This is a genomic window from Mycobacterium sp. 852002-30065_SCH5024008 (genome assembly GCF_001665645.1).
GTDB classification, from domain to species: Bacteria; Actinomycetota; Actinomycetes; order Mycobacteriales; family Mycobacteriaceae; genus Mycobacterium; species Mycobacterium paraffinicum.
On sequence record NZ_LZSZ01000127.1, the window covers coordinates 1 to 26,581 of the forward strand.

Genomic DNA, 26,581 nt, shown 5'->3' on the forward strand with positions numbered 1-26,581 from the left:
GCCGACGAATCGGCGCTGATAGAGCGCATCGCAGAGCTGGAGACGGTCAAGAGCGCGGCCGCCGCGGGCCAGGCCCGGGCGGCTGCCGCGCTGGACGCGGCTCGTCGCGCCTCCGAGGCGGCCGCCGGAGTGCCGGCCGCGCGGCGCGGACGCGGCGTGGCCGGCGAGGTCGCGCTGGCGCGACGCGACTCCCCCGCGCGGGGGGGCCGGCATCTCGGCTTCGCCACGGCCCTCGTGCACGAGATGCCGCACACGCTGGCGGCGCTGGAACGCGGGGCGCTCTCGGAGTGGCGCGCGACGCTGATCGTGCGAGAGAGCGCCTGCCTGGACATCGAGGACCGCCGCGCGTTGGACGCGGAACTGTGCGCCGACCCGGCGAGCCTGGCCGGCATGGGCGACGCGCGAGTGGCCGCGGCCGCGAAAGCGGTTGCCTACCGGTTGGATCCACACGCCGTTGTCGAGCGGGCGGCAAAGGCCGAGCAGGAACGCACGGTCACCATTCGGCCGGCGCCCGATACCATGACCTATCTCACCGCGTTACTCCCTGTGGCTCAAGGTGTTTCGGTGTGCGCAGCGCTGCGGCGCGAAGCGGATACGCGCGGCGACGGGCGCTCACGCGGACAGGTGATGGCCGACACCTTGGTCGAGAGGGTCACCGGCCGCAGCGCCACGGTCCCCACTCCGATCGCGGTCAACTTGGTGCTATCGGACGAGACGCTGCTCGGGGGTGACGATGCGCCGGCCGACATCTCCGGCTACGGTCCCATCCCCGCCGCGGTCGCGCGCTCGATGATCAGCAGGGCTGTCACCGACCGACGCTCGCGCGCGACGCTGCGCAGGCTTTATGCGCATCCCCGGGCCGGGGCGCTGGTGGCGATGGAGTCGCGGGCACGCATCTTTCCTCGTGGGCTGGCCGAATTCATCGGGTTACGCGATCAGCGTTGCCGCACGCCGTATTGCGACGCGCCGATCAGGCACCGCGACCACGCACAGCCGTGGGCCGACGGCGGCCCGACCACCGCGGACAACGGTCTGGGTCTGTGCGAAAGCTGCAACTACACCAAGGAAGCCGCGGGTTGGCGGGTCAGCACCGTGATCGACGAAAACCACACCCATAGAGCACTATTCACGACGCCGACCGGCAAGAGCTACCGCTCGATGGCCCCACCGCGCGCCCCCGCGATCACGGTCAGCAAGGTGGAAATCCGCATCGGGGTGTCACTCGCGCGACATGCGGCCTAGGTCCCTTGGTCGGTGAACCGCGAGACGTCGATGACTTCACCGCGATTGATGCTGACCCAATCGCGTCCGTCCAGGTAGGGACGCAGACTTCGACCGATCAGCTCGACATCGGCCGCGGACTTGGGCCGCTGCAGCTCGTACACGTGGCGCAACTCGGCCATGCCGCTGACGACATTCCACAGCGTCAGGGCCTTTGGCCCGGTCGGCGGATCCACCAGCACCGGACCAAACAGGCACTGTCCCAACAGAAACAGCGTCGGCACCCCGTAGCCGCCGGCATCGATCACCCGTTGATGGTCGCGGTGTATCTCGTCGTGAGTTGTCGGATCGCTCAGCGCCGCATCGAAAACCGACGCCTCGACGCCGATGTCGCTCAGCAAGCGTCGGGCAACCGCGGGATCGTGCGGCTTGCCGCCGAGCGTATGCAGTTCATGTCCGATGGCGGCGTACCAGCGATCCAGCAGCGACATATCCGTTCGTCGCAGTAGCGCGCCGATGCGCATCAAAGACCATCCATACGACCACTCCCGCTCCCACGGGTGCTTCTGGCCCTCTGACCGGTTGACCTCCTCGAGGCTGAAGAATCGCCAGTCGACGGTGATGCCCAGTTGCTCGCGAACGTCGCGGATCCACAACGAGGTCTGGTAAGCGAATGGGCACATCGGGTCGAAATGAAAATCCACCACAATGCTCATCTCGGACCCGTTCCGCCGCTCAGTAGTGATAGGTGTCCGACGGCGCGGGGGAATGATCCCGTTCTTCGTCGTCGAAGTCCGACGATTCTATGTCGTAGGCGCGAGCCAGCTCGAGGATCTTGGTGGCCCTGGCAATCCGCGGCAGGTCGGAGCCGTTGCGGATCTCTCCCCCGTCGCGTTCGAATTCGGCGAAAAACTCCTTGGCCCAAGAAATTTCGTCCTGCGACGGCGACAGGCCCTCGTTCACCACGCCGCATTGGTCCGGGGTCAGGCAGATTTTGCCCGTCATCCCGAACTCCACGGAGACGGCGGTGGCTTCGATGAGTTTCAAAGCGTTGGAGCCGATCGTGGGTCCGTCGATCGCGCTGGGCAGGCTGGCCGCCTTGGCGGCGATGGTGAAGCGCGACCGGGCGTACGCCAGCGTGCTTGCGTCTTCCCCGAAGCCGGTATCGCGGCGGAAATCGCCGATGCCGAAGGCGAGCCGGAAGGTGCCCTTCGCCGCGGCTATTTCGGTGATGCGTTCCAGGCCGCGCGCGGTTTCCACCAGCGCCACGATCGGCACGCTCGGCAGCCGTTGCGCGGTCTCGGTGACGTGGTCCACCGATTCGACCATCGCCAGCATCACCCCGCCGACCGGTGTGCCGGCCAGCGCGGCGAGGTCGTCCGCCCACCAAGGGGTGCCGAAGCCATTGATGCGGACCCAGTCGGTGTTGCCGGCACCCAGCCAACTCACGACGTTGTCGCGGGCGGTGTGCTTGTCTTTCGGCGCGACGGCGTCCTCGATGTCGAGGACGACGATGTCGGCCCGGGAGTGCACCGCGGACTGGAACCGGTCGGCGTGCGCACCGTTCACCAGCAGCCAACTCCGGGCCAGCACGGGATCGATGCGGTAGCCGATGACGTCGTCGGGCTCCGTCGCGCTGCTATTGACCTGGTCGTACATTTTTAGCTGATCAGCCGTCTTTCGTAATCGCCAACGTGGGGTTAGTGCCTTAACCGTAGCGATATCCCCAAACGTGCGGTTGGGCATGCCCCGAGAAAGCCAAGACGCTCGGGACGAGCGGCGGGCCGATCGCACCCGGCAGCGCGAGACGCATAGCCCTGGCGGGACCAATGGCCAAAGCCGCCCGGGCGGTGAGAATCCCCGCCCGGGCGGCCTTACCTATGAATTCGCCTGATCGGCTAGTTGATGCCGACGACCTCTTGCGCGATCGCGGCTACACGCGTCTGTGCGGCCGACACCACCCGCTGGCGGTTCTTGTTCGCCTCTTCGTAGGCGATGATCGCGCGCACGTCGCTCGGGTTGGCGAGATCCTTAACCTCGGCGACGGCCTCGCTGACGTTGAGCTCGTCGTAGTTGGCGATGGGCAGCTCGTCGGCGTCGAGCACCCCCACTGCGGCGCGTGCCGCGTGCAGAGCGTCGGCGGTCTGCCGGGCCCCCTCGCTGCGGGTGACCTTCTCGGCCGCCTCGAGAGCGGCGTTCCGCGACGCCGCGAGCGCGCGGGTCGCCACGTCACCGGCGTACGCGCCCCGGCTCACCAGCTCGTTGAAGGTCGGCCGGGCCGAGCGCAGCGCGTCCGCGGCCCTGTCCACACCCCGGACCGACCACTCGACCGGCAGGTTCACCAATTTCACCGCGGTACCGGCCGCCGCCTGCAGCGGTGTCCGGCGCAACGCGGCGGGGCCGCCCAGCGCATCCTCGGCAAGCACGGTCGTCAGCCAATCGACGGTCGCCGAATGCGCCGTGATCAACCGCGTCGCCAGGCTCTCGATTTCGGGAAGCTCGGCCGCGACGGCCAGGGCTTTGAGGTAGCGGGCGCGGTCCAGCAACTGGTCCTCCAGCGCCAGGTCGCCCAGAAGCGCCTCGTCGAACGGCTGGGCCTGTTCGGTCAGGGCCTTGACCGCCGCGGCGGCGCGGCCCAGGAAGGGGCCGAGGATGTCCGGGACACCGCCGAGCTCACGAATCGCCTTCTCTATGGCCTCGGATCGCTCGCGCGCGTTCGACGCGTTCTGCGTCAGCTCGCGCTCGACCGCCTCGGTACGCGCTTGTGCGATGCGGGTTTCGGCGACCTGGATCTCCGTGTTGGTCAGCTGGTGGAGCGCACGCAACTGCGCCAGCACCGTCGTCTTGTCCGATGAAGTCATCGAAAATTCGCCTCCTGCGTTGATTATTTGGATCGGCACGAAAGCGCCTCTGTTGCGGCTACCCATTCGGGCGCCGGCAGATAACATCGCCCTCCGCCATGTGATCCAGATCGCTTTTACGGGGAGGGAATCCCGGCGGAGCAAACAAGTCGATGCCCCTGCGAAAGTTTCACGCCTGCCCCCAGGGGTATCTATGCCTTGCCACGCCGCCGCTTCGGTGGAGCGTCGCTTTCCGCGAGGACTAGAGCACCCTGGTCCTTCAAATGCGTCTCGGCACCCTTGAGGGCTACGACCGAGGCAAACCCGCTAGGAGTACACATGCGTAGGACCATTGCAATCGTTTCGGCCACCGGGGCGCTGTTGTTCGGTGGGGCAGGCGTCGCCAATGCCGCCGGTCCAACCACTGCCGCGCCGTCGTCCACCACAACGACGTTGGCGGACAACGACAACAACAACGGCCAACACAACGACAAGACCGGGCTGTGGGGCCTGCTCGGCCTCCTCGGCTTGGGCGGACTCGCCGGACTGAAGCGCCGCAAGGACGCCGTCACCGGCACCGGAGTCGGACCAGCCGCCGCCGGCGACCGTCGCGTCTAGTTCCTTCGCTCGGCTTCAGATCCCCGTCAGGCGCCGCGCTTGGCGGGGATCTGACTCGGCGCCCGAACAGAGAAATGCTTGTGCTTCAAACGATTCTCTGGGCCACCCGCGCCCGGAGGCCTCGTTTAGGGGCTTGTACAGCGGGTATGCCTCGTCAAGCCGCACACAGCCCATAGTGCGAGTCCCAATTCCCCGACAGAACAGTGAGGTACGGCGATGGCCGACATGATTGTCCAATCGCCCGACGAAGTCGTCGCATTTTTGAAAGCGCAGCACAACCTCATCGAGGACATGTTCGACGAGGTTCTGCACGCGTCAGATCCGCAGGCGCGTGAGAAGCCGTTCTCGACGCTGCGTCAGCTGTTGGCCGTCCACGAGACAGCCGAAGAAATGGTGGTGCACCCGCGCGTGCGCCGCGAGGCCGACGCCGGTGATGCGATCGTCGACGCCCGGCTCAAGGAGGAGCACGACGCCAAGGAGCTGCTGTCGCGCATCGAGAAGCTCGACGTCACCTCGAAGGAATTCATCGACGAGCTCACCAAGCTCCGGGAAGCCGTGCTCGACCACGCCAAGCAGGAGGAGAGCGAAGAGTTCCCCGTGCTGCAACGCGAGGTCGACGACGCCGCCCTCAGGCGGATGGGTGCGGCGGTGCGGGCGGCCGAGGCCATCGCGCCCACCCACCCGCATCCCGGCGTGGAATCGGCCAAGCTGAACTTCGCTCTGGGACCGTTCGCGTCGATGCTCGATCGCGCCCGCGACCTCATCGGGCAGGCCCTGGGCTCGTAGGACTTCCGTAGGCTCGTCGAGGTGAGTGTCGCCCCGGATATGACCGTTGCCCTACAGGACCGGTTCTTCCGCGAACTGCCGGAGATGGCCGTCCGCTGGAAAGCTGAGGCGCCCGCCGACTTGCGGCTGCTTGCCCTCAACGAGCGGCTTGCCGCCAAACTCGGCCTGGACTCCGGCTGGCTGCGAAGTCCCGATGGGATGCGCTTCCTGGTGGGCAACTTGGTCCCCAGCACCGCCGTCCCAGTAGCCCAGGCCTATTCAGGGCATCAGTTCGGCGGCTTCGTCCCCCGGCTTGGCGACGGACGCGCACTGCTGCTCGGGGAGCTCGTCGGCGACGACGGGCGGCTGCGCGACATTCACCTGAAAGGCTCGGGGCCGACGCCGTTCGCCCGCGGCGGGGACGGCCTGGCGGCCGTCGGGCCCATGCTGCGCGAGTACATCGTCAGCGAGGCGATGCATGCGCTCGGGGTGCCGACGACGCGATCGTTGGCCGTCGTGGGTACCGGCCGCCCGGTGCTGCGTGAGGCGGAGCTGCCCGGGGCCGTGCTGGCCCGCGTGGCCAGCAGCCACCTACGGGTCGGCAGCTTCCAGTTCGCCGCGTCCACCGGCGACGCCGGCCTGCTGCGCCGCCTCGCCGACCATGCGATCGCCCGCCACCACCCCGGCGCCGCCGACGCCGAACGTCCCTACCTCGCGTTGTTCGAAGGGGTGGTCGCCGTGCAGGCGTCGCTCATCGCGCACTGGATGCTGATCGGATTCGTCCACGGGGTGATGAACACCGACAACATGACGATCTCCGGCGAGACGATCGACTACGGACCGTGCGCCTTCATGGAGGCCTACGACCCCGACACCGTCTTCAGCTCGATCGACTCCTGGGGGCGCTACGCGTACGGCAACCAACCCCTCGTCGCCGGCTGGAACCTCGCCCGTTTCGCCGAGACGCTGCTTCCGCTGCTGTCCGACGATCCCGACGAGGGGGTCGCGCTCGCGGAGAATTCGTTCGGGGTCTTCCAGCGCGAGTACGACGCCGTGTGGTCGTCCGGAATGCGCGCCAAATTGGGTTGGCCCGCGGACGTCGACGCCAAAGAGCTGAAGGCACTTTGCGACGAGTTACTCGCCTTGCTCAAGGACAGCCACGTCGACTACACCTCGTTTTTCCGCTACCTCGGCCGCGCGGCGCGAGGCGATGCCGAACCCGCGCGCGGCTTGTTCATCGACCTCGCCGGGTTCGACGCGTGGCTGTCGCGGTGGCAAACCCTGCGGCCCGACGCCGACGCCATGGATCGGGCCAACCCGATCTACATTCCGCGCAACCATCTGGTCGAGGAAGCTCTGGCAGCCGCCACGGCGGGCGATCTCCAACCGCTCGACCGGCTGCTCGCCGCGGTCACCGCGCCCTATGACCAGCGAGCGGGCCTGGAACGTTACGCCAATCCGGCGCCCGAGGACTTCGGTAAGTACCAAACGTTCTGCGGTACTTAGCTTTACGTGAGCTTCGCGAATTCAGCCTGCAGCTCATCGAGACGGCGAAGGGTTTCGTCGCGAGGCTCGGTGGGCAGTTCCACCAGCAGGTGCTGCAACCCGAGAGCGCGGTAGCCCTCAAGCTCTTCTGCCGTCGGCGCGCCACCGTGAAAGCTGATCACCGGCACGTCCTGACCGGCCATGTCGCGCAGTTGCTCCAATTGCGGCGCCAAGGCCTGCGCCGACGGTGTCATCGACAGCCAGCCGGCACGCAGCCTGGCGATGCGTTTGAAGCCGGCCGGTCCGCCGCCGAAGTACAGCGGCGGATAGGGCTTCTGCATCGGCTTGGGCCAACTGTAGATGGGGCCGAAGTTTACGAATTCGCCGTGAAATTCGGCTGTTTCGTGCGTCCAGATCTCGACCATCGCGTCCAGTCGTTCGTCAACCACTCGTCCTCGGACCCCGGGATCGACGCCGTGGTTGGCGATCTCTTCGCGCAGCCAGCCCACACCGACACCGAACCTGAATCGTCCTCGCGACACCAGATCCAGCGACGCCACTTCTTTGGCCGTGTGAATCGGATCGCGCTGGGGCACCAGCGCGATACCGGTGCCCAGGACCAGCCGGTCGGTGACGGCGGCCGCGGCGGTCAACGCCACAAACGGATCCAGGGTGCGGTAGTACTTCGGCGGGATGGGACCGCCGGCCGGGTAGGGGGTTACGTCGCCCGCCGGGATGTGCGTGTGCTCGGCGAGGAACAACGACTCGAATCCACGCTGCTCGAGCGCCTGCCCCAGCTCCATCGGGCCAATGCCCTCATCGGTTACGAATGTCAGTACGCCTACGCCCATGGTCTCAGTCAACCGCATCGGGCTCGTTCCGGCGACCGCCTGACTGCGATCGGGCCGCGCCCCAGAGCCCCACACCGATGCCGATGACGGCGCCGCCCAAGCCGATGATTCGTTGCGAGGGCTTCAGCTCGTCATGGACGCTGATGCCGCCGAGCAGGTCGGCCGCGTCGGCACCGCCGGATGCCAGGAACCAGCCGCGGGTGTTCTTGCCGCGCAACGCCGCCGTCGCGAGCATGCCACCGATCAATGCGTCGCGATATCCCATGGACCGCAACAACAGTCGGGCCGTCGGCGCCGGCTCGCCGGGATCTCCCCAGAACCGGTTCGCGGTCAAGGGGTCGACGAGGAACCAGACGCCGGAGGTGAGTCGGATGCTGCCCGCGAGAAGTGCCGCTCGGTCGATTGACATGCTCGGCAGCCTAGGAGCAAACCGCGCTCCCGCGCACGGCTTCGCCCCAAGAGCCCGTCACGGCGCGGGGCACGCGTGGGCGATTGGTATGGAGGCCGGCCACAATGCCGTGGTCAGGCCGAAGGCCACGGCGTCGGCTCCGGTCGGGAACACGGCCTCCACCCGAGTCTGGATCAGTCGAGCCTCTTCGGCGTGAAAAAGGGTCCACACGAACCCGATACACAAGTACGGGATCGCCAGCCACAACGCCAGTTCGATCAGTGCGCCGACCCTGACTTGATAGCGCATCGTGCGCCGAACTACGTCCATCACCGCACGCTCCTAGGTTCCGACCGGGTCAGTCCAGCGCGGGGTCGGTCAGCCCGCACAGCTTGCACAGGGTGGCGAGGCCGTCGGGCGTGCCGGGCCAGTGCTGGGCAAGCGCGCCGGGCCCCGCTGTGCGGCTGATCCAGCGCAGCACCAGACCAACGATGATCACGTCGTCGGCGAATCCGATGACCGGGATGGCGTCGGGGATCAGGTCGATGGGCGACACGACAAAGGCGATCAGTGCCACCAATGCAATCCGGATCCGCCGCGGCAGTTCGGTATCGGCGGCGAGGCGTTTCAGCAGCCGGAGCACGTCGGGCAGGAGGCGCACCAGGTCCTGCATTTTGGCCTCGGGTCGCATCAGCCAGAAGGTGACAGCGAGGATCAGCCAGATCACCACGAACGCCACCAGGATGCCTAACGCAACCATCCACCAGTCAGGCCACATCGTGTTCATCTTGGTCGGTCGGGCCCAGGGATGCCAGCGCCGGCAGGTTTTCTACGCGGCCCCCGGCGGCGGGAACGGAATCCAGGGAATGGTCCAGATACCGGGCGGAGGCTGCGGTGGCTCCGTGGTCGGTTCTCCGATGTGTTGGGGGCAGTAGGCATTCACCGCGCTTGTGGTGAAGTGGGTCGCGTCCGCCACCGTGAAGCCGGCATTCTCCGACGTCACGCTCTGGATGACCGCGGCTTTGGAGTGACCCTGGTCCATCAGCTCGCAGGCCTTCTTGCCGACCTGAATGGCGACGGCGCCGTTCTTGTAGGGAACGCCGGCCTGATCGAGCGCCGTCAAGAAGTTCGCATCGGGGTTGCTGGCCGGGTCAGCCTGCGCGGGCGTGGCCGCGCCGATGGCGGCGGCGAAGCTCGCAAGCACGAGAAGCTTCCGCACCGCTTCATCCTTGTAGAGATGGCGCGAATTGTCCTGTCGGCCCGCGCGAACTCCGCTTAGTGTGGTTGGCGGGATGAAGGACGAGTGCCTATGAACATCGACGACGAATCCGTCACGACGCTGGAAGACCTCAGGGGCGATCTGGCGCAGCGGTACAAGCGGACGGCGAGCGGTGGAAGCTCTGTCGACAACGCGATCGTCGACGCCGACATGGCGGCCCTCGACCGCGACGGCTACGTCATTTGGAAGGACCTGCTCACACCGGAGCAGTGCCAGCAGATCCGCGAGGTCGTGCGGCCATGGCTGGGGCACACCGGGCGCAACTCGTTCGAGGGGCGGCACACCCAGCGCATCTACAGCCTGCTGAGCCGGACGCGGGTATGCGACGAGATCGTCGCCGATCCCCGGGTATTGGCGGTGCTTGATCGGCTGCTGATGCCCAACTACCTGCTTTCGGCGTTGCAGGCCATCAACATTCAGCCCGGGGAGGCCGCCCAGCTGGCTCACCACGACGACGGGTTCTACCCGGTCCCGCGTCCGCGAGAACCCTTGGCGGCGGCGACGATCTGGGCCATCGACGACTTCACCGCGGACAACGGGGCCACGGTCCTCTACCCCGGCAGCCACCGCTGGGGCAAGCGCCGGCCGGGTCCCGACGATCAGGCCATGCCGGTCGTCATGCCCGCCGGCTCGTGCGTCTTCTTCGTGGGCACCCTGTGGCACGGCGGGGGCGCCAACAACACCGGCCACGACCGCCTTGCCGTCACCGCCCAGTACTGCCAACCGTGGCTGCGACCGATGGAAGCCTTCACACTGTCGATATCGCGCGACATCGCCCGCTCGGTCTCCGACGACCTTCGCCGAATGCTCGGCTACAGCATCCACCCGCCGTTCGTCGGCGCGGTCGACGGTCTGCACCCGCTCCGGCTGTTGGAAGCCGCGCGGGATTCGTAGGTCTTAGTTTCGTCTTCCGCTGACACCCGCCAACCGCGCGGCGTCGACGGGCGTGGGCTGTGGCGGGCCGCCCACTTCGATCGCCTGGCTGCGGCTCAGCGCGATGGCGGCGGCCACCATGCCCCAGACGGCGACTGCCAGCGCCAGCGCCGTCGAGCGGCCCACCGCCAGGTGTTCACCTAGCACCCCAACGCCGAGCACGACCGCGACGACCGGCTCGCCGACCAACATGATCGGGACCGATGCCTGCAACGCGCCGGCATGAAAGGCCGAGTTCTGCACCACCGTTACCGCGACCGCCAGGGCGACCAAGACGTACGGAGCGGGGACGGTGAGGAGCGCGTGCCAGCCGCCGACGGCGTAGCGGTGCGTGCAGATCTTCGTCAGGATGGCGATCATGCCGAGCAGGACCGCCACGGCCACGCCCAGCAGCATGGCGCGCACGCGACCCGCGGCGCGGCCGGCTGCCGTCAGGCACACCACCAGCAACGGCACCGTCACCAACAACGCCAGTGTCCACGCCGGGACCGCAGGGCGGACATGGCCTTCGCGCGGCTGGCCGACGAGCACGAAAACCGTCAGCGCGCCCGTCAACAGCGTCGCCCAGCCCCACTGGACCGCACTTATGCGCTGGTGGCAGAGCCGCGCGCTCAAGGGCAACGCGAACAACAGCGACGAGACCAGCAGCGGCTGGATGAGCAGCAGGGATCCGTGCGCCAGCGCCACGGCCTGAAACACGTAGCCGGCGACGGCGGCGACGGTGCCCGCCCACCACAGCGGTCGCGCCGCCAGGGTCGTCACCATCGTTCCCGACATGCCCTCATCGGCCGGAACGTCCTGGGCGGCTCGCTGCCTAACAACAATGCCCACCGCGGCCCAGAACGCCGAAAGCAATGCCGAAAAGATCGCGACCGCGTGCGATTCCCCCCACCCCATGCCCGTGCGGATACCCCGGACGTCCGCGCGGCTAACTGGGCTCGGCGCGAACGCGCGCAGCGGCGCAGCGCGCTAGTTTGTTTGTGACTCACCGCACATTTATGCTGGCGGTGTGTTCCAGGTCACAACTTGGTAGGAGCTTTAATGGCCGCAGCCCATGGCCCGAGCAAGCACGTTGTAGTCGCACCGCGTCCCAGCGGAGCGATCCATTCGCACCGGATACTGCTGGCCGTGTTCGTGGTCATGGCCCTCATCGCTGCGATCACAGGCATCATCGTCGCCGCGTCGACGGGGCACACCACCGCCGCGCTCGTCATCGCCCTGGTGGCCGGCGGGTGGTTTTCCGCCGCCCTCTGCTAGGGGTCCGACATGGAGGCCGCGTTCGACCGCTGGACCAATACCTAGGGGTCAGCTGGCGACTGCGCCAGGGCAGTACTTGATTCGACCCAGGTCCACCCACATGTTGGCCCGCTTGGCGGCTTGATCCGGGTTCAGCCCGGTCATCGCCTGGTTGTTCGCCTGTTGCATCGCGCCAACGATCTGCGCGCGCGACCAGCCCTGCGCCATGGCGTTGCACATGGTCTGTTCGGTCTGCATCTCGTAGTTGGGCCAGTCCGGCATGAAGCCGATCGGGTCAGCGTGGGCCGTGGCAAACGTGCCCGGCATCGAAGCTGGAGCGATCAGCGCGATGACGAATGTCAGGGCGAGAAGCAGCTTTCTCGTGACCGATAGTGAGAGCGACTGTTGCACGGGAACTTCTCCTCGACTCGGCGCCTCGATGATCTGGAGGTCGACAAGCTATGACCCCGGCTACCAATGGTAGGGCCTCGACATCGTCCACCGTTCGAGATGTCAGGTTCTCGCCCTACGGTCACCGCCAATCCAACCCGGCGTTCTATCAGGTACCCGTTCGGTCCTGACGCCGTCGTCAGCGCCTCGTTCATCGTCCAGGCGCTGCGGGGGAACCGATCACCGTCTTCGGGGACGGCAGCCAGACCCGCTCTTTCTGCTATGTCGACGATCAACTCGCGAGGGCGCCGAGATCATTAATGTCTACGAGCGGGCAAGCGCGGCACATGATCAACGTTCCTGTCACCAATCTCCTGCCAGGGCAAAATGATTCGGGATGCCGGGTCGACGGCGCCGCCAGCGAGCAGTTCGCCCAGCCTGCGTGGCGACTGAGTCGCCGCAGGCACGATTAAGCTGCCTAGCATCAGGGAGCACCCACACTCAACGGACTCGCCCGCCGACCACGATTGACGAATGAGGGTCATGGCTCATCAAACCCTTCAAAGCCGCCGTTGTCCTATTGCCGCCGTTCTCATTCGGCGTTTTTTGGGCTCACGGCCGCGCTGCACACTCAGGTCACCGGACATTGGGCTCCGGCGATGAGGTTCGTGCTGGCAACCTTGGGGACTCGGGGTGATATCGAGCCGTGCGCCGCCATCGGTCGAGAACTGCAGCGTAGAGGTCACGATGTACGCATGGCGGTTCCCCCGAACTACATCGGCTTCATCGAGTCGGCGGGTCTTGCCGCGGTCGCACACGGCCCGGATCAGGTCCGGCAGAACAGCGATCTCGAACGCAAATACGGGACGATGCCGAGCCCCGTCCTCATGGCGTGGGAAATTTTCCGGGATCTCACTCAACTCTGGCCGGAGCTGGGTAAGGCGCTCACGTCGCTGGCCGACGGGGCCGACCTGCTATTGACGGACGCAAGCGAGCAAGGGCTGGCCGCCAATGTTGCGGAATACTATGACATTCCGCAGGCTGCGGTGCACATCTACCCGATCCCACCGGGTACGCATTCACGAATAACCAGAGACGCTGAAGACGTCCAGCGCCGGACACTGGGCCTGCCAGAGGAAATGGGACCATCGACGCGACAACCGCTGGAGCTCCAGGCCTACGACGAACTCTTCTTTCCCGGGCTGGCAGCCCAATGGGCGGAACACGGCCTGCGACGACCTTTCGTTGGCGGGCTGACCCTGGAGCTGCCGACGCAGGTCGACGACGAGGTCTCGTCGTGGATTGCAGCGGGAACGCCGCCGATCTACTTCGGCTTCGGCAGCAGTGCACGAGTCGCATCTCCCGGCGACGTGATCACGATGATCAGCGGGGCTTGTGCGGAGCTCGGCGAGCGCGCGTTGATTTGCAGCGGCGTGAGTGACCTTAACAAGCTCCGGGATTCCGCCCACGTAAAGGTTGTGAGCGCGGTGAACCACTCGGCTGTCTTTCCCTCTTGCCGCGCGGTGGTCCACCACGGTGGCCCCGGCACCACGTTCGCCGGCATCCGGGCCGGAGTTCCCACGTTGGCCCTTGCCGTCTCGGTGGATCAACCGATGTGGGCAGCCGCGGTCAATCAACTCGAAGTAGGCATCGGACGGCGCTTCGACGAAACCACCCTGCATTCGCTGGTTGCGGATTTGCGGTCTATCCTCACTCCGCACTGCATCACGCGAACCCAAGAGGTCGCCGCCCAGATGTCGACGCCCGCGGAAAGCGCTGCCACCGCAGCCGATCTCCTCGAAGACGCTGTCCGTGTCGGCCCACTGGCAAATCGGCAAACGCCGCTGACCGCGGACTAACCGGTGCCCACCACTCAGTCACCGCGACGAAATGGGTGATGACTAGACATTGCGCCCGAGCGCCCTGTGCGAGCGTCGCAGGATGAATTCGTTCGACGGAACGCCTGTCAGTGCTCGGCGACCGAGTGACGAAGTTGCGCGGCCGAGACGCTTCGATACGACGGCAAGTCAAACTCGGGGAAGGCGCAGATGTCAGCCGAATCCCGGACCCGCTCCAACCAATAACTCTGATCAGCGGCCGACGTGCAGGCGTAGATCTTCATATACGTGGCCGCGAAGGGGAACAAGACGCCATTGCCGACGGCCTGCCAGACGGCTGCGGCCACGCCGGGAGTTTCGACGCCTCGATAGTCGTCGATCGCAATCAAGCCACGCTCAGCGGTGTGGGTCGCGGCGAGGTTGATGTCGTTAGCGACGCACTGGTAGCTGTGACAACCGTCGATGTGGATGAAGCGGAGCACCCGTTCTCCGAGGTCGAGCTCTGACGATTCGCAGACTTCAAGCGTTGGCCGGCGATGGTGGAAACGATCCCAGTTGGCCAGGAACTGCTTCTGGTCCAGACCCGAATACTGCTGGCGTGGGACCAGCGACATGTCTGCGTGATCCATGACGGCGTCAAACAAATCGCAGATCACCAGTTCTTCATCATCGCGAAGGCCGTAACCCATCAGGATGGCGGACTTGCCTTGATAAGTGCCGATCTCCAGCATGTCGCCCGTTATGCCTTCGGCAGTCTGGCGTGAGAGCAGCTTGCTGAATAGCGAGACATCGGCCTCGAAGAACCAGCCGTCGACGTTTTCCATCTGCTCGGCATAGAGGGTCCAGGCGGCGTCGGTCATGAGGCGCTCCTGCGCATGAACTCCTCCGGGGAGGTCGGTAGTGGCCGTTCGAAATGTGCGCCGTATGGATCCTGACCCACACCCCATCAGAAGCTTAGAGCGTCAGTCGAATCACATCGAGCGCAATTGTGCGCGAGCGGCGATCGTGCATGGCCTCAAGCGCCGACGCGTCCGCCAGTGGGCGTTAGCCGCTTCATCGGTGCCTTTGGTCCTTCGGCTTGCATCGCTTCGGCCCTGACAATCGCGGCCGCTCTGGATGATCCTGCCGATGGGTACGCAGCCGATCAGAAACGAGCTGAAATGTGGGAGCCACCACGTGGCGCGATCTTGGTAGGCGTCGACGGCTCGGCAGCGGCGCTGAGCGCCGTCCGGTGGGCGGCCCGTGATGCCGCGCTGCGGAATGCGCCACTGGCCCTGGTGCATGTCGTCGACGCCCCCTTACCGGGGTGGTTCCAGGTCACCGCCCGGACGGACTTCAGGCCATGGCGCGGGCAGCGGGCACGCGAACTCATCAAGTCGGCGATCAAGGTCGCCGAAGAGAACGCTGGTGAGCGCGGTCCGGTGAAGATCGGGAGTAAGGTGCTTTATTCATCCGCCGTCCCGACGCTGGTCGCCCTCTCCAAAGAGCTGGAGATGGTCGTGGTGGGCGATCGGGGACCTGGCGGTGCCTTGGCCCGCGGCTCGCTTGGCTCCGTGAGTTCGAAATTGGTTTACCAGGCCCACTGCCCAGTCGCCGTGATCCCCGACGAGCAAGCGCAGGTCGGCAAGGCGCAGGCACCAGTGCTGGTAGGCATCGACGGCTCGCCGGCATCTGAAGCAGCGACTGCGATCGCATTCGAGGAAGCGTCACGACGGCGTGTGAGCCTAATGGCTTTACACGCCTGGGCTGATCCCCGGGCGTCCACCTCTAGAACGGTGTTCCAGGACGCCAAATGGGACGCCCAGCTATCCGAGGAGGAAGAGGTGCTGGCCGAACGGCTGGCGGGTTGGCATGACCGCTATCCCGACGTGGGGGTCCATCGCAGGGTCGAGATTGGCGAGCCGGTGCGCTGGCTGCTCGAGGCGTCCGAAAAGGCGCAACTGCTTGTGGTCGGCAGCCACGGCCGTGGCGCGCTCGCCGGCAGGGTGCTGGGCTCGGTCGGTGCGTCGGTGGTCAACGGGGCCAAGGTCCCAGTGATCGTGGCGCGATAGACACTGGCGGTCTGACCCATTCTCAGTGGAGCGAGCGGTGAGGACTCATCCCAGTTGACGCCCTTCGAGCGGCGGGGTGCCGCGGTGGCCGGAATGCTCGCCGTGTGTCTTGTGCTGGTGCAGTGCACCGCGGCGCAGCCACCGCCGGCGGCGACACCATCAGGGTCTGCGACACCGCCACCGGCGGCCGCGTCGCCCAGTGCGCCGTCAGCACCTCCCGGAGACAGCAGCGTGGAGCCGGTCACCGCCGCCGAACTCGGCGAGAGCTGGCAACCGGGTTGCCCGGTCGAACCGGAGCAGCTGCGACGGGTCAACGTCGATCACATCGGTTTCGACGGCCAGGTGCACCGCGGTGAGCTGATCGTGCATCAGGACCTGGCGCCGGAGGTCATCGCGATCTTCGAGCGGCTTCACCGGCTCGGTTACCCGGTCGAGAAGATCCGCACGCTCGACCACTACCAGGGCGCCGACGACGAGTTATCCATGGAGGACAACAACACTTCGGCGTTCAACTGCCGACGCATCCCTGGAACCAACGAATGGTCTCCGCACGCCTACGGTCGGGCTATCGATCTCAATCCGCTCATCAATCCATGCCTCTACGCGAGCGGGTATTTCGAACCGCGGAACGCGGCCGCCTACCTGGACCGCAGCCGCAGCGACCCGGGACTCTTACACAATGGCGACCCACCTGTGCGCGCCTTCACAGATCGTGGCTGGCGGTGGGGTGGCGAGTGGACGGGTCCCCTCGACTATCAACACTTCGAGCGGCCCTAAAGACGCAGGGCCTGTGCCGTCGCGGTTGCGACCTCACCTCGCAGATTCGACATCGGTGGACTGCCCCGGGTGTGAATCGAGTTCGAGAGCAGAACGACGTAGGTATCTGAGCGTGGGTCCATCCAGACCGAGGTTCCGGTGAAGCCGGTGTGGCCGAAGCTACCGATGGGGAAGATCGCGCCCCGCGGCGTGGACTGGCCCGTATCGATGTCCCAGCCAAAGCCGCGCAGGTTCTGTCCGGCGATCGCGGGATAGCGCGGAGCGAGCAGCGGATCTGTTTTGTTCGGCCGCTTTGCGACGGCTTCTTGGGCCGCATCGTTGGCCGCCTTGAGTTGCGCAAGCGTATGTCCCGGCTGCTGCGGACTCGTCATCAGCTCGAGAGTTGTTTGCGCCAAAGGGAATTGACTGGGACGGCCCGCGAGCCGGTCAAGTAATGCCTGCGAAAACATGCTGACATCGTGAGCCGTCGAGAACACGCCGGCATGCCCGGCCACTCCACCCATGCGCCGCGCCGTCGTGTCCTGCACGGTGCCCCGAAGCAGGTGATCGAGATCGGGATTTTTAGTCGGATCAGCTCTGCCCTCTTCGTCACGTGCCGTCGGTGCGATGCGCGGCAAGAGACCGATGCTCCATGTGCCCGCGGGACAGGCGTCCGCCGTCCTGTCTTGCGGCGCGGGAGCCCAGGTGATCGCGGCTCCCAACGTCGCGTGCGAACCACACGCTTGCGCGGGTGGAAGGTAGTGGGTGTCTTCCATGCCAAGCGGCTCGAACACGTGTCGCTGAACGTATGCGTCCAGGGCCTCACCGGTGACCTTTTCGATCAGCGCGCCAAGCAGGATGAAGTTGATATCGGAGTAGCGGAAGCCGCCACCGGGAGTCGACTCCAGCGGCGTGGTGAGCGCACGATGAATCCCCTCCTCTTTGTCGGCATGGTCCAGTCCCCACGGGTCCCCCAGGTTGACGTCCCCAGTTTCGCCGGAGGTGTGCGTAAGGAGCATCCGAACGGTCACTGCCGCGCGGCGCGGATCGTTCGCAGTGTTGAAGCCGGGGAGGTACTGCTGCACGAGATCGTCGAACGCAACCTTGCCCTGCTCGTAGAGCTGCATGACGGCAGTCGCGGTTGCGAGGCTCTTCGTTAACGACGCCAGGTCGAAGATCGTGTCCTCGGTCATCGGCTCCGCAGGGGCAGGCAAGCCGTCCAGTCCGGGTTCGCCTGCAAGCTTGCGCGAACCGTAGGCCTGGTGGAACACGACCTTGCCACCGTGCCCGATGACAACCACCGCGCCCGGCAGCTTGTTCGACGCAATCGCATCGTTGATCAGCTTGGAGACCTTAGCGAAATCAACTGCGGGAACCGGGTCGGGCGGTTTGACGACTGTCGCGACGTCCGGTCTGGGAGCGGGGGTGCTTGCACCCAACACCGGACGTTCCGCGTCGCCCCTCGAACAAGCCGTGGTTATCGCAAGCAAAGCGGACCCGGCGGCGATGGCGGTTCGCATCGCACCGCGGAAGCCCGCGGCGACCGGTCGATTCATGGTGGAGCTCATCTCGTTAATGCGATCTTGTTTTCGGATCTCGACGCCGTCAAGAGAGGACGACGAAACGCGTCCCGCGGCCCCGCATCACGCCCGTATCGTGAGGGCGATGTGCGAGCCTGCGCCCGGCCGGCCCCATGAATCGCCGGCCGTTGTCAGCCGCCGCCAGCTTTTAGGGGTGGCCGGCAGCGTGGGGCTGGGGTCCCTGATCGGCGGCAAGCCACCTTCGGCCCCACCTCCTGCCGCGACGTCGACGACCAGCGTCAGCCTGACCGCGACCACTTCGGCGTTGTTGCTATGCCGAGACGCCTGGGGCGCGCGACCGGCCCGCTCCGGAGGGAAGCGCCACACCATCACGCGGATGACCCTCCACCACGAGGCTGTCGTCCTTGGCGACAACCGCAATGCCCCAGCGCACCTCCGACAGGATCAGCGGTACCACCAGGATCAGCACGGGTGGATCGACATCGCCTATCACGTCGGCGTCGACCGCAACGGCAACATCTACGAACTCCGGAGCACCGAGATCGCGGGCGACACCGCGACGGACTACGACACAACGGGTCACTTCCTGGTCCTCTGCGAAGGAGACTTCGATCAAGAGCCTGTATCGGAGGCCCAGATTCAGGGGGCAGCTCGCGCGTTCGCATGGGCCGCCCAGAATTTCCGTATAGCGAGCGCCACGTTGGCGGGCCATCGGGACATGGCCCAGACGTCTTGCCCTGGTGGAAACCTGTACGCCCACCTTTCCTCGGGCGACCTGAAACGCCGCATCGACGATCTGCTGGCCGCGGGCGGCGTGGACCTCCAGCGCTTCTGCGGATCCGACGCGGCCGCACGAGTCGCCGCAATCGAGGCGGGCAACTGACCAGCCCTCACCGCCGTTGGTCCCGGGTTGTCCGGCGGCAACCGACCGCAGCCGGAATTTTTACAAGTGCGGTTGTGTAAAGGCTGGTCGCACGTATAGAATTCTGGGGCGTTACTACCTCAATTCGGCTGGCCGTAGGCGTCCGGAATTGGGTGTAAGTCGGACGGGAAGCTGGCGTCCGCGGCACACATGCCGATGCAAGCCCTTTCAGAGCCAGAAGGCCCCCATGAAACAACTGTGTGACGACCTAACCCAATTCGCTATCCAGGTGCGTCAGATCGGATATTTGGTCAACGGCGGCGTCGGAGAGCGGGAATGCCTGGATCTCAGCGCACGCATGCTCGCCGCGGTTAAGCAGGCTCAGGCCAGGACCGCTCAGCTACAACCGAATTGATCGCGAGCGTGAGGTGTGCAGCCCGGGTGGGCCACCTCATGCAGGACGTCGTCACCGGACGTTATCCGGAGCCGCCGGGCTCGTGGGACTCGTTGGGGTCGTAGAAGCCGTTGGGCTCACGGGGCTCGTTGAGGTCGGAGGACTCGTTGAGCTCGCGGAGCTGGTAGGCCGCACCGGGCTCGTCGGGCTGGTAGGGCTCGTAGGACTTGTCGGGCTCGTAGGAGCCGTGGAACTCGTCGGGCTCGTAGGAGTCGTGGGCGTGGTACTGGCAAGGCCTGGGCCTTCACCGCACCAGTCCGCCACATCTTTCGGGTACTGCTCGAGCGGTGGAGGACAACGCTGCCCCGGCGGGAAATTGGCGCCCGCGTTGAGCAGATCGCAGGGCACGTAGACCTGCTTGCCCTTGGGAGTGTTGGTCAGACACTTCGTCGGCGGCTCGCCATGGGCCTGGACGGGAATGATGGCCGCCGCCACCACCGCGCCGAGCGCCCAAGCAAGACGGCGATAGGTCATGAGAGCTCCTCGTGATGCGGTGTCGGGCGTGCACAACGTGAGATCGCCGTCGTATGACGCTACAACCGGCCCGCGGCGAATGTGGCTGCCTGGTTTGTCATTCCCGACTGAATGTACTGACCATGCGGTGCCATGCTCACACCGCGCGTGCAAATCGGATCCCCGGGCATACACATGTCGATCGTTTTCGCGGCGTATAGCGGGCCAATGGTGGGAAGCGCGCCGGCCGCCATCGTCCGCGCGAATGTGCCCGATGCCGACGGATTTCCGAAGACGGCGACGGCGGCGACATGATTGGCGACACCGGGTGGCATCTGCGTGGTGATGACGTCGACCACGGCCGCACCTTGGGAGTACCCACCGAGGACCACCCTGGTGTTGGGACAGTTTGCCGCGATGGACTGGACATGAGCGCTCGCGTCATTGGCACCGGCAGCGATGGAACTACGGAAATTGTTGGTGGCGGGGTAGTTGACCGGATAGACGCTGACAGTCCTCCGTCCTACTCGCGAACGCAGCGAATCAACAAATGACTGTCCGACCCCCCCGACGCCAGGGGGCTCGGTGGTGCCCCGGGCGAACACCACGTCGACGTCGGAGCAGGGAGCCGCGGTGGCGGATGGCGGGGACGAGGCGGCGGTCAGCGACGCCCACGCTGCAACGACAGCCGCACCGAGCAGACCAGAAATCGGACGTGCGGTCACGGCTTGCATGTCATGTTGTCGCTTCGAAGACGATCTCGGAACGACCCTTTGGGCCGCCTTGACGGCCCGGGCGCGCCGGTCCGACGATGAAAGCTCATGGTGGTTGCCCTTGGTGTAGTCGCCGCCCGGCTGGCAGCTCTCACACATAGGAGCAACGACGCCGGTCCTAGGGGACACTTTTTCCGCCGCCTACGACGGGGCGACGTCAGCGCGCGAAGTTCGGGTGGACGCCGACCGTCCAGGCCGATCCCGCAACAGCACGTAGGTGCTCCCATTCGTGCGCGTGACACGCCGAAACGACGCCACAGGGTGAGCTGAGACGATCGATGTTGATGAAAAAGAAGCTGGCCAGGCCTTGGTGGTGCTGACCAGCTAGTTTTTGTGGACCTGCCGGGAATCGAAACCGACGCTCTACCAGTCATTTTGGCGCGTGAATTCTCGATTCGGTCCATTTCGGTCCCGTTCAGTCCTGCTCGTTACCTGCCGTTTCGTTTTCGAGTCTTGACGGCGTCAAGACTGGTCAATGCGGTGAGTCGCCGGGCGCGGGTGTGCCGAGACGAACGCCATCACCAAGTCGCGTAGATAAAGACCCCGGCGGCGTGGTCGCAGGTCACGGTCGCCGCTGTCCATCGGTCGGCCAGCGTGCGTTAGGCGCTTCAATCGGTGCCCTTGGTCCTTCGGCTTGCATCTGTTCGACCCTGACAATGAGGGTCGCCCTGAGTGATCCTGCCGGTGAGTACATAGCCGATCAGAAGCGAGCTGAAATGTTGCGACCACCGCGTCGCGGGATCGTGGTAGGCGTTGATGGCTCAACAGCGGGACAGGCTGCCGTCCGGTGGGCGGCCCATCGAGCCGCGCTGCGGATTGCGCCGCTGACTCTGGTTCATGTCGTCGACACCCCCGCACCAGGGTGGTCCCAGGTCCCCGCGCTGACCGGCTTCAGGCGATGGTCCGAACAGCGCGCACACGAATTCATCAACTCCGCGATCAAAGTCGCCGAAAAGAGCACCGGCGAGCATGGCCCGGTGCAAATCGATGGCAAGGTGTTTCATTCGAACGCCGTCCCGACGCTCGTCGGCCTTTCCAAAGAGGTGGAGATGGTCGTGGTGGGCTACCGGGGGTATGGCGGCACGGTGGTCCGCAACTTCCTCGGCTCGGTGAGTTCGGGATTGGTCTACCACGCGCATTGCCCAGTCGCCGTGATCCACGACGACGAACCGATGGTTGGTGATGTCACACGGGCGCCGGTCCTGGTGGGCATCGACGGCTCGCCGGCGTCGGAAGCAGCGACTGCGATTGCATTCGACGAAGCGTCCCGACGAGGTGTCCGCCTAATCGCCCTGCACGCCTGGACTGATCTGCGGGTTTCCGACTTCAAAGAAATGTTCCCCACCTTAAATTTGGAGGCTCAGCTATCCGAACAGGAGGAGACGCTTGCTGAACGGCTAGCGGGTTGGCAGGAACGCTATCCCGAGGTGGGGATCCGTCGCAGAATCGAAATCGGTGACCCCGCAAGTCCGTTGATCGAGGCGTCCGAACGGGCGCAACTGATTGTGGTCGGCAGCCACGGTCGCGGCGGGTTCGCTGGCATGTTGTTGGGCTCTGTCGCAGCGGCTGTCGTCAACAGGGCCAAGATCCCGGTGATCGTGGCGCGTCATTCTTGACGGCGGCCTTGTCGGTTGGCTTAACCAACAATCTTGATGAGTTGACGGGAAAAGAGAATGGCCAGGGCTTGTGGCCCTGACCAGTCATTCTCAGTGGAGCTGCCGGGAATCGAACCCGCCCCAAAAAGCGCCTTGAGCTGCGGAAACGCTGAATTTTGCTACGGCCAAACGACGCGAAAGTACGCGAAAAGACCTGCGGATACGCCAACGGTGTTGATGGCATCAACACGCCGCAACGACTGTCAGTCACCTACCTGGCTTCGTCGTCGATAAACGGATGGGCCAAGCGTGAGCCAATCCGCATCCTTCCTCGCGAGGGGTATGGGATCCCAGAGCAAGATAGTGGCTAGCCTGCCAGGTATGGTCACGTCGCCTGCCGTGCTCACCGCCCAGGAGTTCGAACTGCGGAGGCAGGTTCGCGCCTTTCTGGCCGAGACGCTGCCCTGGGGAACATTCGAGCCCGGCCTCGGGATGGGGGCCGAGGTCAATCCGAAGTTCTCCGCCGCGTTGGCCGAGCGCGGCTGGATCGGCATGGCGGTCCCGGCGCGCTACGGCGGTCGCGACGCCACCGCGGTCGACCGCTTTGTCGTCGTCGAAGAGCTGCTGCGCTGGGGTGCCCCGGTCGGGCATCACTGGGTGGCCGACCGACAGATCGCCCCGGTGCTGGTGCGTTATGGCACCGAGGAACAGAAGCGGTGGCTGTTGCCCCGAATCTGCCGCGGAGAGTTGTGTTTTTGCATCGGCATGAGCGAGCCGGACGCCGGCAGCGACCTCGCGTCGGTGCGCACGCGCGGCGTGCGCGACGGCGACGACTGGCGGGTGTCGGGCGTCAAGCTGTGGACGAGCAACGCCATGCGCGCCGACTTTATGATCGCCCTGTGCCGAACCGGGGAGGGCGCCCGGCAGCAAGGACTGAGCCGATTCCTGATCGACATGTGCAGCCCCGGCGTGACGGTCAGGCCAATCCCCTTCCTGAACGGCAGTACCGAGCATTTCGCCGAGGTGGTCCTTGACGGCGTGCTGGTGTCGGACGAGATGGTGATCGGCGAGATCGGGCAGGGCTGGGCGCAGAACGCCAACGAGTTGGCCTATGAGCGCAGCGGCCCGGACCGGTGGATCTCGACATTCCTTCTCGTTCAGGAGTTCATCCGCGAATGGCCGGGCCTGGCCGCCAGTCCCGCCGGGAGTCGGCTGATCGGCGAACTCGCGGCCCAGTACTGGGTGCTGCGCCGGCTTTCGCTGGCCGTGGCCAGGGCGATCGACGCGGGCGAGACGCCCGCGGCCGACGCCGCGCTCATCAAGGAGATGGGCACCCGGTTCGAACAGGAGGTGGTAAGCGCGCTGCGGGAGTTGTTGGACCGCGAGCTCGTCTGCGGGCCGCAACCATCGTTGTTCGAACGGTTGTTACGCCGCGCCGTGCTGGACGCGCCGTCGTTTACCATCCGGGGCGGCACCAATGAGGTGCTGCGCTCGGTCGCCGTCAAAGGTCTCGCATGAGCGACAGCGAACTGTACAGCGCGGCCGCCAAGCTGTTCGCCGCACACAGCCACGATGCCGACGAGGCCGAAGCTACCGGCTGGGCGCTACAACTTTGGGAAGCGCTGCAGCAGAGCGGTTTCAGTGACGTTCCCATCCCCGAGGAGCTGGGTGGCGCGGGTGGCGACGTTGCCGATGCGGTCCAGTTGCTCCGGGCCGCCGGAGCGCACGCGGCGCCGGTCCCCCTGGCCGAGGCCGGCCTGGTCGGCGGTTGGCTTCTGTCGTCCGCAGGTCTCGCGCTGCCGCAGGGTGTTCGCACGGTACTTCCGCCAGCGGCGACGCTGCGTCTCGACGGCGACCGCCTGTTCGGGACGGTGCCCGCCGTGCCGTGGGGTCACCGCGCCGAGCATCTCATCGGACTCGTCGACGGCGTCGTCGTTCTCGCACCCGGACCGGCAACACAATCGGGCGGGCCGGCCGTCAGCCGCGGAGTCAACCTCGCCGATGAGCCCCGTGACACAGTGGTTTTCGAGGGTGTGCCGGTAACGGCACGTGCCGACGCGCCAGATGCCGTCACCGAAGAATCGCTCTGGGAGCGCACCGCGCTCGGACACGCCGCGTTAATGGCCGGCGCGATAAGTGCCGTCGCGGCAATGACTTTGCGGTACAGCAGCGAGCGTGAGCAGTTCGGGCGCCCCATCGGTCGTTTCCAGGCCGTGCAAGCCCATCTGGTCACCATCCACCAGCAGGCCGCCGTGGTCGCATCGGCCCTCGACGGAGCGGTCGAGGCGGTCGGACTCGGCCGGGGTGGCTTCGAAATCGCTTGCGCCAAAATGCTTGCCAACCGGGCGGCACAATTGGTGACGGCGGCCGCCCATCAGACGCATGGCGCCATCGGTATGACGAAGGAGTACCCGTTGCACTATCTCACCCGACGACTCTGGGCCTGGCGGGACGAAGCGGGAGGGCATCAGCGCTGGGCGGACCAGCTCGGTGCGGCTCTGGTCGCCTGCGGTCCCGACGCCCTCTACCCAGCGATCCAGTCAGGATCGGAGGTAATGCGGTGAAGCGACTGCAGCGCCCGGACGGGGTCACGCTGGCCTATCAGGTGCACAACCCTCAGGCGCCCCGTGTGCCGCTCTTGCTCACGCACGGTTTCGGCGCGACCTCGGGCATGTGGGACCGCAATGTCGATGCCTTGAGCGCCGATCGGCCGGTGATCGTCTGGGACATGCGCGGCCACGGCAGCAGCGACGCACCTGACGACCTGGACCGCTACAGCGAGCAGATCGCCGTCGCCGACATGGCGGCCGTTCTCGACGCCGCGGGCGCCGAGCGGGCCGTGCTCGGCGGAATGTCTTTGGGCGGCTACCTATCTCTCGCATTCCACCTCGCCCATCCGGAGCGGGTGGCCGCGCTGGTGCTAGTCGACACGGGTCCGGGCTACCGCAACGACGAAGCCCGCGACAAGTGGAACGCGTGGGTGGAACGACGCGCCCAACAGCTTGAGCGGGGCGAAGCGGCGACCGATTTCTCGGCGGAGGTCGCGCAGGCGGTGCACGAGCATCCGGAGGGGCTGCCTCGCGCCGCCCGCGGTGTGATGGCTCAAAAGGACGCCCGCGTGATCACATCGCTCGACAGCATCACGGTGCCCACGTTGGTGATCGTCGGCGCCAAGGACAGCGACTTTCTGGCTCCGGCCGACTACATGCATCGCAAGATCTCCAATTCCCGCAAGGTCGTCATCGAGGGCGCGGGGCATGCCGCGAACATGGACCGGCCCGAGATGTTCAATGCCGCCGCGCGCGAACTACTGGAGCAGTTGTGAGCATTCCGGATGTCACCGTCGAATTCACCGACCACGTGGCCATGGTGGAGATCCATCGGCCCCCGAACAACTTCTTTGACACCGCGTTGATCAAGGGCATCGCCGACGCTTACGAGCGGCTGGACAACGAGGCGGAATGCCGGGCGATCGTGTTGTGTGCGGAGGGAAAGCACTTCTGCGCCGGCGCCGACTTCTCCCGGCCCGCCGGGGATCGTTCGTCACCCGGCGAGCTTTACGCCCAGGCCATCAGGTTGTTCCGCGCCGGTAAGCCGGTTGTCGCGGCGGTGCACGGCGCCGCGATCGGCGGCGGTCTCGGGCTTGCCCTCAGCGCGGACTTCCGGGTGGGGGCACCCTCGTCGAAATTCGCGGCCAACTTCAGCCGGCTCGGATTTCATCCCGGCTTCGGGATCACCACCACGTTGCCACGTGTCGTCGGCCAGCAAAAAGCACTCGAATGGATGCTCACCGGTGAGCGGTTTGGTGGTGAAATCGGTTATGCAGCAGGGTTGTTCGACGAATTAGCCACCGATGGTGACGTGCGCCCGGCGGCGATTCGGTTCGCCGAGCGTATCGCCGCCGCGGCTCCCCTGGCGCTGACAAGCATCCGTGCCACCATGCGCACCGGACTCGCCGAGGCCGTCGCCGCGACCATCGCACGCGAAGTAGAAGAGCAGACGCGATTACAGGCGACCGCCGACTTCCGCGAGGGTGTGACCGCAGCGGCCCAGCGCCGCGCTCCGATGTTCACCGGCCGCTGAAGGTCCTTGAGAAGGGTCCAGCGACATTCAGCGACGTAACGTCGGCCTAGAAGTCCGCAAGTCCAAGATCAGCCGGAAGCAGGCCACGGAAATACTCCATCGAAGCAAACGGCCGACCGATGGCCAGCCCTGGAAGCTCACCCATGACGATGCCGTGTTGGTCGACAAC

The 26,581-nt window shown here is 65.9% G+C and carries 30 protein-coding genes; 17 read left to right on the top strand and 13 right to left on the bottom strand.

Annotated features, from left to right (window positions below; all coding sequences use genetic code 11):
* Positions 1–1,242: HNH endonuclease signature motif containing protein (locus A5781_RS16080; RefSeq protein ID WP_067208062.1), on the top strand; the 1,242-nt coding region annotated here is incomplete at its 5' end.
* Here the strand turns inward: A5781_RS16080 and A5781_RS16085 are convergent.
* The 3 genes from A5781_RS16085 to A5781_RS16095 all read right to left on the bottom strand — a co-directional run bounded on the left by A5781_RS16085 (position 1,239) and on the right by A5781_RS16095 (position 4,082).
* Positions 1,239–1,937, bottom strand: coding sequence for a DsbA family protein (locus tag A5781_RS16085; protein WP_067208066.1), 699 nt, complete (start codon positions 1,935–1,937; stop codon positions 1,239–1,241). The genes A5781_RS16080 and A5781_RS16085 overlap by 4 nt on opposite strands.
* 19 nt (positions 1,938–1,956) lie before the next feature.
* Complete coding sequence (locus tag A5781_RS16090) at positions 1,957–2,880, bottom strand: CoA ester lyase (protein WP_067208069.1); 924 nt, start codon at positions 2,878–2,880, stop codon at positions 1,957–1,959.
* Between the two features lie 239 nt (positions 2,881–3,119).
* Positions 3,120–4,082 (bottom strand): hypothetical protein, encoded by a 963-nt coding sequence (locus A5781_RS16095; RefSeq protein WP_067208074.1) that lies wholly within the window; start codon positions 4,080–4,082, stop codon positions 3,120–3,122.
* A gap of 318 nt (positions 4,083–4,400) precedes the next feature.
* Between A5781_RS16095 and A5781_RS16100 the strand changes: the two genes are divergently transcribed.
* The 3 genes from A5781_RS16100 (at position 4,401) to A5781_RS16110 (ending at position 6,950) form a co-directional block, all read left to right on the top strand.
* Positions 4,401–4,679 carry a WGxxGxxG family protein gene (locus A5781_RS16100; protein WP_067208079.1) on the top strand — a complete coding sequence of 93 codons (279 nt, stop codon included), beginning with the start codon at positions 4,401–4,403 and terminating at the stop codon, positions 4,677–4,679.
* 216 nt (positions 4,680–4,895) lie between these two features.
* Positions 4,896–5,465 carry a hemerythrin domain-containing protein gene (locus A5781_RS16105; protein ID WP_067208082.1) on the top strand — a complete coding sequence of 190 codons (570 nt, stop codon included), beginning with the start codon at positions 4,896–4,898 and terminating at the stop codon, positions 5,463–5,465.
* A gap of 39 nt (positions 5,466–5,504) precedes the next feature.
* Positions 5,505–6,950: a YdiU family protein gene (locus A5781_RS16110; RefSeq protein WP_197503867.1), complete on the top strand. Its 1,446-nt coding sequence runs from the start codon at positions 5,505–5,507 to the stop codon at positions 6,948–6,950.
* Between the two features lie 2 nt (positions 6,951–6,952).
* On the opposite strand, the gene A5781_RS16115 is transcribed toward A5781_RS16110, so the two are convergent.
* From A5781_RS16115 to A5781_RS16135, 5 genes are all read right to left on the bottom strand, one after another.
* On the bottom strand, positions 6,953–7,780 hold the full coding sequence (locus A5781_RS16115; protein WP_067208087.1) for an LLM class F420-dependent oxidoreductase: 828 nt from the start codon (positions 7,778–7,780) through the stop codon (positions 6,953–6,955).
* 4 nt (positions 7,781–7,784) lie between these two features.
* On the bottom strand, positions 7,785–8,189 hold the full coding sequence (locus A5781_RS16120; protein ID WP_067208091.1) for a DUF4267 domain-containing protein: 405 nt from the start codon (positions 8,187–8,189) through the stop codon (positions 7,785–7,787).
* 57 nt (positions 8,190–8,246) lie between these two features.
* The gene (locus A5781_RS16125; RefSeq protein ID WP_067208094.1) at positions 8,247–8,498 is read right to left on the bottom strand and encodes a hypothetical protein; all 252 of its coding nucleotides are present in this window, start codon (positions 8,496–8,498) and stop codon (positions 8,247–8,249) included.
* Positions 8,499–8,526: 28 nt separating this feature from the next.
* Positions 8,527–8,907 carry a YkvA family protein gene (locus tag A5781_RS16130; RefSeq protein ID WP_369817735.1) on the bottom strand — a complete coding sequence of 127 codons (381 nt, stop codon included), beginning with the start codon at positions 8,905–8,907 and terminating at the stop codon, positions 8,527–8,529.
* Positions 8,908–8,997: 90 nt separating this feature from the next.
* Positions 8,998–9,387 (bottom strand): DUF732 domain-containing protein, encoded by a 390-nt coding sequence (locus A5781_RS16135; protein WP_067208098.1) that lies wholly within the window; start codon positions 9,385–9,387, stop codon positions 8,998–9,000.
* Positions 9,388–9,477: 90 nt separating this feature from the next.
* Here A5781_RS16135 and A5781_RS16140 point away from each other — a divergent pair, with 90 nt between their 5' ends.
* Positions 9,478–10,341 carry a phytanoyl-CoA dioxygenase family protein gene (locus A5781_RS16140; protein WP_067208103.1) on the top strand — a complete coding sequence of 288 codons (864 nt, stop codon included), beginning with the start codon at positions 9,478–9,480 and terminating at the stop codon, positions 10,339–10,341.
* Between the two features lie 3 nt (positions 10,342–10,344).
* Here the strand turns inward: A5781_RS16140 and A5781_RS16145 are convergent, their stop codons facing one another.
* Positions 10,345–11,277, bottom strand: a complete 933-nt coding sequence (locus A5781_RS16145; protein ID WP_067208107.1) for a DMT family transporter — start codon at positions 11,275–11,277, stop codon at positions 10,345–10,347.
* A 144-nt stretch (positions 11,278–11,421) separates the two neighbouring features.
* On the opposite strand from A5781_RS16145, the gene A5781_RS16150 reads away from it, so the two are divergent.
* Positions 11,422–11,637 (top strand): hypothetical protein, encoded by a 216-nt coding sequence (locus tag A5781_RS16150; RefSeq protein ID WP_067208112.1) that lies wholly within the window; start codon positions 11,422–11,424, stop codon positions 11,635–11,637.
* A gap of 48 nt (positions 11,638–11,685) precedes the next feature.
* On the opposite strand, the gene A5781_RS16155 is transcribed toward A5781_RS16150, so the two are convergent.
* On the bottom strand, positions 11,686–12,027 hold the full coding sequence (locus A5781_RS16155; RefSeq protein ID WP_231990732.1) for a hypothetical protein: 342 nt from the start codon (positions 12,025–12,027) through the stop codon (positions 11,686–11,688).
* Positions 12,028–12,245: 218 nt separating this feature from the next.
* On the opposite strand from A5781_RS16155, the gene A5781_RS25650 reads away from it, so the two are divergent.
* On the top strand, positions 12,246–12,479 hold the full coding sequence (locus A5781_RS25650) for a hypothetical protein (protein WP_231990734.1): 234 nt from the start codon (positions 12,246–12,248) through the stop codon (positions 12,477–12,479).
* Between the two features lie 186 nt (positions 12,480–12,665).
* Positions 12,666–13,865 carry a glycosyltransferase gene (locus A5781_RS16160; RefSeq protein ID WP_067208116.1) on the top strand — a complete coding sequence of 400 codons (1,200 nt, stop codon included), beginning with the start codon at positions 12,666–12,668 and terminating at the stop codon, positions 13,863–13,865.
* Positions 13,866–13,972: 107 nt separating this feature from the next.
* On the opposite strand, the gene A5781_RS16165 is transcribed toward A5781_RS16160, so the two are convergent.
* Positions 13,973–14,704 (bottom strand): class I SAM-dependent methyltransferase, encoded by a 732-nt coding sequence (locus A5781_RS16165; RefSeq protein ID WP_067208119.1) that lies wholly within the window; start codon positions 14,702–14,704, stop codon positions 13,973–13,975.
* A 300-nt stretch (positions 14,705–15,004) separates the two neighbouring features.
* On the opposite strand from A5781_RS16165, the gene A5781_RS16170 reads away from it, so the two are divergent.
* Together A5781_RS16170 and A5781_RS16175 are read left to right on the top strand one after the other, a co-directional pair.
* Positions 15,005–15,895: a universal stress protein gene (locus A5781_RS16170; RefSeq protein ID WP_067208122.1), complete on the top strand. Its 891-nt coding sequence runs from the start codon at positions 15,005–15,007 to the stop codon at positions 15,893–15,895.
* Between the two features lie 18 nt (positions 15,896–15,913).
* Positions 15,914–16,672, top strand: a complete 759-nt coding sequence (locus tag A5781_RS16175) for a M15 family metallopeptidase (RefSeq protein WP_369817739.1) — start codon at positions 15,914–15,916, stop codon at positions 16,670–16,672.
* On the opposite strand, the gene A5781_RS16180 is transcribed toward A5781_RS16175, so the two are convergent.
* On the bottom strand, positions 16,669–18,171 hold the full coding sequence (locus A5781_RS16180) for a serine hydrolase (protein ID WP_067208370.1): 1,503 nt from the start codon (positions 18,169–18,171) through the stop codon (positions 16,669–16,671). The genes A5781_RS16175 and A5781_RS16180 overlap by 4 nt on opposite strands.
* Before the next feature lie 328 nt (positions 18,172–18,499).
* On the opposite strand from A5781_RS16180, the gene A5781_RS16185 reads away from it, so the two are divergent.
* Both A5781_RS16185 and A5781_RS25655 read left to right on the top strand, forming a co-directional pair.
* Positions 18,500–19,075 carry a peptidoglycan recognition family protein gene (locus A5781_RS16185; protein ID WP_255360830.1) on the top strand — a complete coding sequence of 192 codons (576 nt, stop codon included), beginning with the start codon at positions 18,500–18,502 and terminating at the stop codon, positions 19,073–19,075.
* A gap of 226 nt (positions 19,076–19,301) precedes the next feature.
* The gene (locus A5781_RS25655; protein ID WP_156624714.1) at positions 19,302–19,469 is read left to right on the top strand and encodes a hypothetical protein; all 168 of its coding nucleotides are present in this window, start codon (positions 19,302–19,304) and stop codon (positions 19,467–19,469) included.
* A gap of 572 nt (positions 19,470–20,041) precedes the next feature.
* Here A5781_RS25655 and A5781_RS16190 read toward each other — a convergent pair.
* Entirely contained in the window at positions 20,042–20,686 is a 645-nt protein-coding gene (locus A5781_RS16190; RefSeq protein WP_067208374.1) for a cutinase family protein, read from the bottom strand.
* A 764-nt stretch (positions 20,687–21,450) separates the two neighbouring features.
* On the opposite strand from A5781_RS16190, the gene A5781_RS16195 reads away from it, so the two are divergent.
* From A5781_RS16195 to A5781_RS16215, 5 genes are all read left to right on the top strand, one after another.
* Positions 21,451–22,350 (top strand): universal stress protein, encoded by a 900-nt coding sequence (locus tag A5781_RS16195; protein ID WP_067208134.1) that lies wholly within the window; start codon positions 21,451–21,453, stop codon positions 22,348–22,350.
* Between the two features lie 360 nt (positions 22,351–22,710).
* A complete protein-coding gene (locus A5781_RS16200) occupies positions 22,711–23,847 on the top strand; it encodes an acyl-CoA dehydrogenase family protein (protein ID WP_067208138.1) in 1,137 nt (378 codons plus the stop codon).
* On the top strand, positions 23,844–24,893 hold the full coding sequence (locus A5781_RS16205) for an acyl-CoA dehydrogenase family protein (protein ID WP_067208141.1): 1,050 nt from the start codon (positions 23,844–23,846) through the stop codon (positions 24,891–24,893). Before A5781_RS16200 ends, A5781_RS16205 begins: the two co-directional genes overlap by 4 nt.
* The gene (locus A5781_RS16210; protein ID WP_067208144.1) at positions 24,890–25,654 is read left to right on the top strand and encodes an alpha/beta fold hydrolase; all 765 of its coding nucleotides are present in this window, start codon (positions 24,890–24,892) and stop codon (positions 25,652–25,654) included. Before A5781_RS16205 ends, A5781_RS16210 begins: the two co-directional genes overlap by 4 nt.
* The gene (locus A5781_RS16215) at positions 25,651–26,412 is read left to right on the top strand and encodes an enoyl-CoA hydratase/isomerase family protein (protein ID WP_082939381.1); all 762 of its coding nucleotides are present in this window, start codon (positions 25,651–25,653) and stop codon (positions 26,410–26,412) included. Before A5781_RS16210 ends, A5781_RS16215 begins: the two co-directional genes overlap by 4 nt.
* Positions 26,413–26,581: the final 169 nt, after the last annotated feature.

Excerpts from the sequence above, each read along its gene's own strand:
- A5781_RS16100 (WP_067208079.1), top strand. The coding sequence starts at position 4,401 with ATGCGTAGGACCATTGCAATCGTTTCGGCCACCGGGGCGCTGTTGTTC.
- A5781_RS25655 (WP_156624714.1), top strand. The coding sequence starts at position 19,302 with ATGAAACAACTGTGTGACGACCTAACCCAATTCGCTATCCAGGTGCGT.
- A5781_RS16160 (WP_067208116.1), top strand. The coding sequence starts at position 12,666 with ATGAGGTTCGTGCTGGCAACCTTGGGGACTCGGGGTGATATCGAGCCG.
- A5781_RS16105 (WP_067208082.1), top strand. The coding sequence starts at position 4,896 with ATGGCCGACATGATTGTCCAATCGCCCGACGAAGTCGTCGCATTTTTG.
- A5781_RS16200 (WP_067208138.1), top strand. The coding sequence starts at position 22,711 with ATGGTCACGTCGCCTGCCGTGCTCACCGCCCAGGAGTTCGAACTGCGG.
- A5781_RS16115 (WP_067208087.1), bottom strand. The coding sequence starts at position 7,780 with ATGGGCGTAGGCGTACTGACATTCGTAACCGATGAGGGCATTGGCCCG.
- A5781_RS16195 (WP_067208134.1), top strand. The coding sequence starts at position 21,451 with ATGTTGCGACCACCGCGTCGCGGGATCGTGGTAGGCGTTGATGGCTCA.
- A5781_RS16150 (WP_067208112.1), top strand. The coding sequence starts at position 11,422 with ATGGCCGCAGCCCATGGCCCGAGCAAGCACGTTGTAGTCGCACCGCGT.
- A5781_RS16145 (WP_067208107.1), bottom strand. The coding sequence starts at position 11,277 with ATGGGGTGGGGGGAATCGCACGCGGTCGCGATCTTTTCGGCATTGCTT.
- A5781_RS16095 (WP_067208074.1), bottom strand. The coding sequence starts at position 4,082 with ATGACTTCATCGGACAAGACGACGGTGCTGGCGCAGTTGCGTGCGCTC.
- A5781_RS16170 (WP_067208122.1), top strand. The coding sequence starts at position 15,005 with ATGTGGGAGCCACCACGTGGCGCGATCTTGGTAGGCGTCGACGGCTCG.
- A5781_RS16120 (WP_067208091.1), bottom strand. The coding sequence starts at position 8,189 with ATGTCAATCGACCGAGCGGCACTTCTCGCGGGCAGCATCCGACTCACC.
- A5781_RS16110 (WP_197503867.1), top strand. The coding sequence starts at position 5,505 with ATGACCGTTGCCCTACAGGACCGGTTCTTCCGCGAACTGCCGGAGATG.
- A5781_RS16140 (WP_067208103.1), top strand. The coding sequence starts at position 9,478 with ATGAACATCGACGACGAATCCGTCACGACGCTGGAAGACCTCAGGGGC.
- A5781_RS16085 (WP_067208066.1), bottom strand. The coding sequence starts at position 1,937 with ATGAGCATTGTGGTGGATTTTCATTTCGACCCGATGTGCCCATTCGCT.
- A5781_RS16090 (WP_067208069.1), bottom strand. The coding sequence starts at position 2,880 with ATGTACGACCAGGTCAATAGCAGCGCGACGGAGCCCGACGACGTCATC.
- A5781_RS16165 (WP_067208119.1), bottom strand. The coding sequence starts at position 14,704 with ATGACCGACGCCGCCTGGACCCTCTATGCCGAGCAGATGGAAAACGTC.
- A5781_RS16180 (WP_067208370.1), bottom strand. The coding sequence starts at position 18,171 with ATGCGAACCGCCATCGCCGCCGGGTCCGCTTTGCTTGCGATAACCACG.
- A5781_RS16205 (WP_067208141.1), top strand. The coding sequence starts at position 23,844 with ATGAGCGACAGCGAACTGTACAGCGCGGCCGCCAAGCTGTTCGCCGCA.
- A5781_RS16125 (WP_067208094.1), bottom strand. The coding sequence starts at position 8,498 with ATGGACGTAGTTCGGCGCACGATGCGCTATCAAGTCAGGGTCGGCGCA.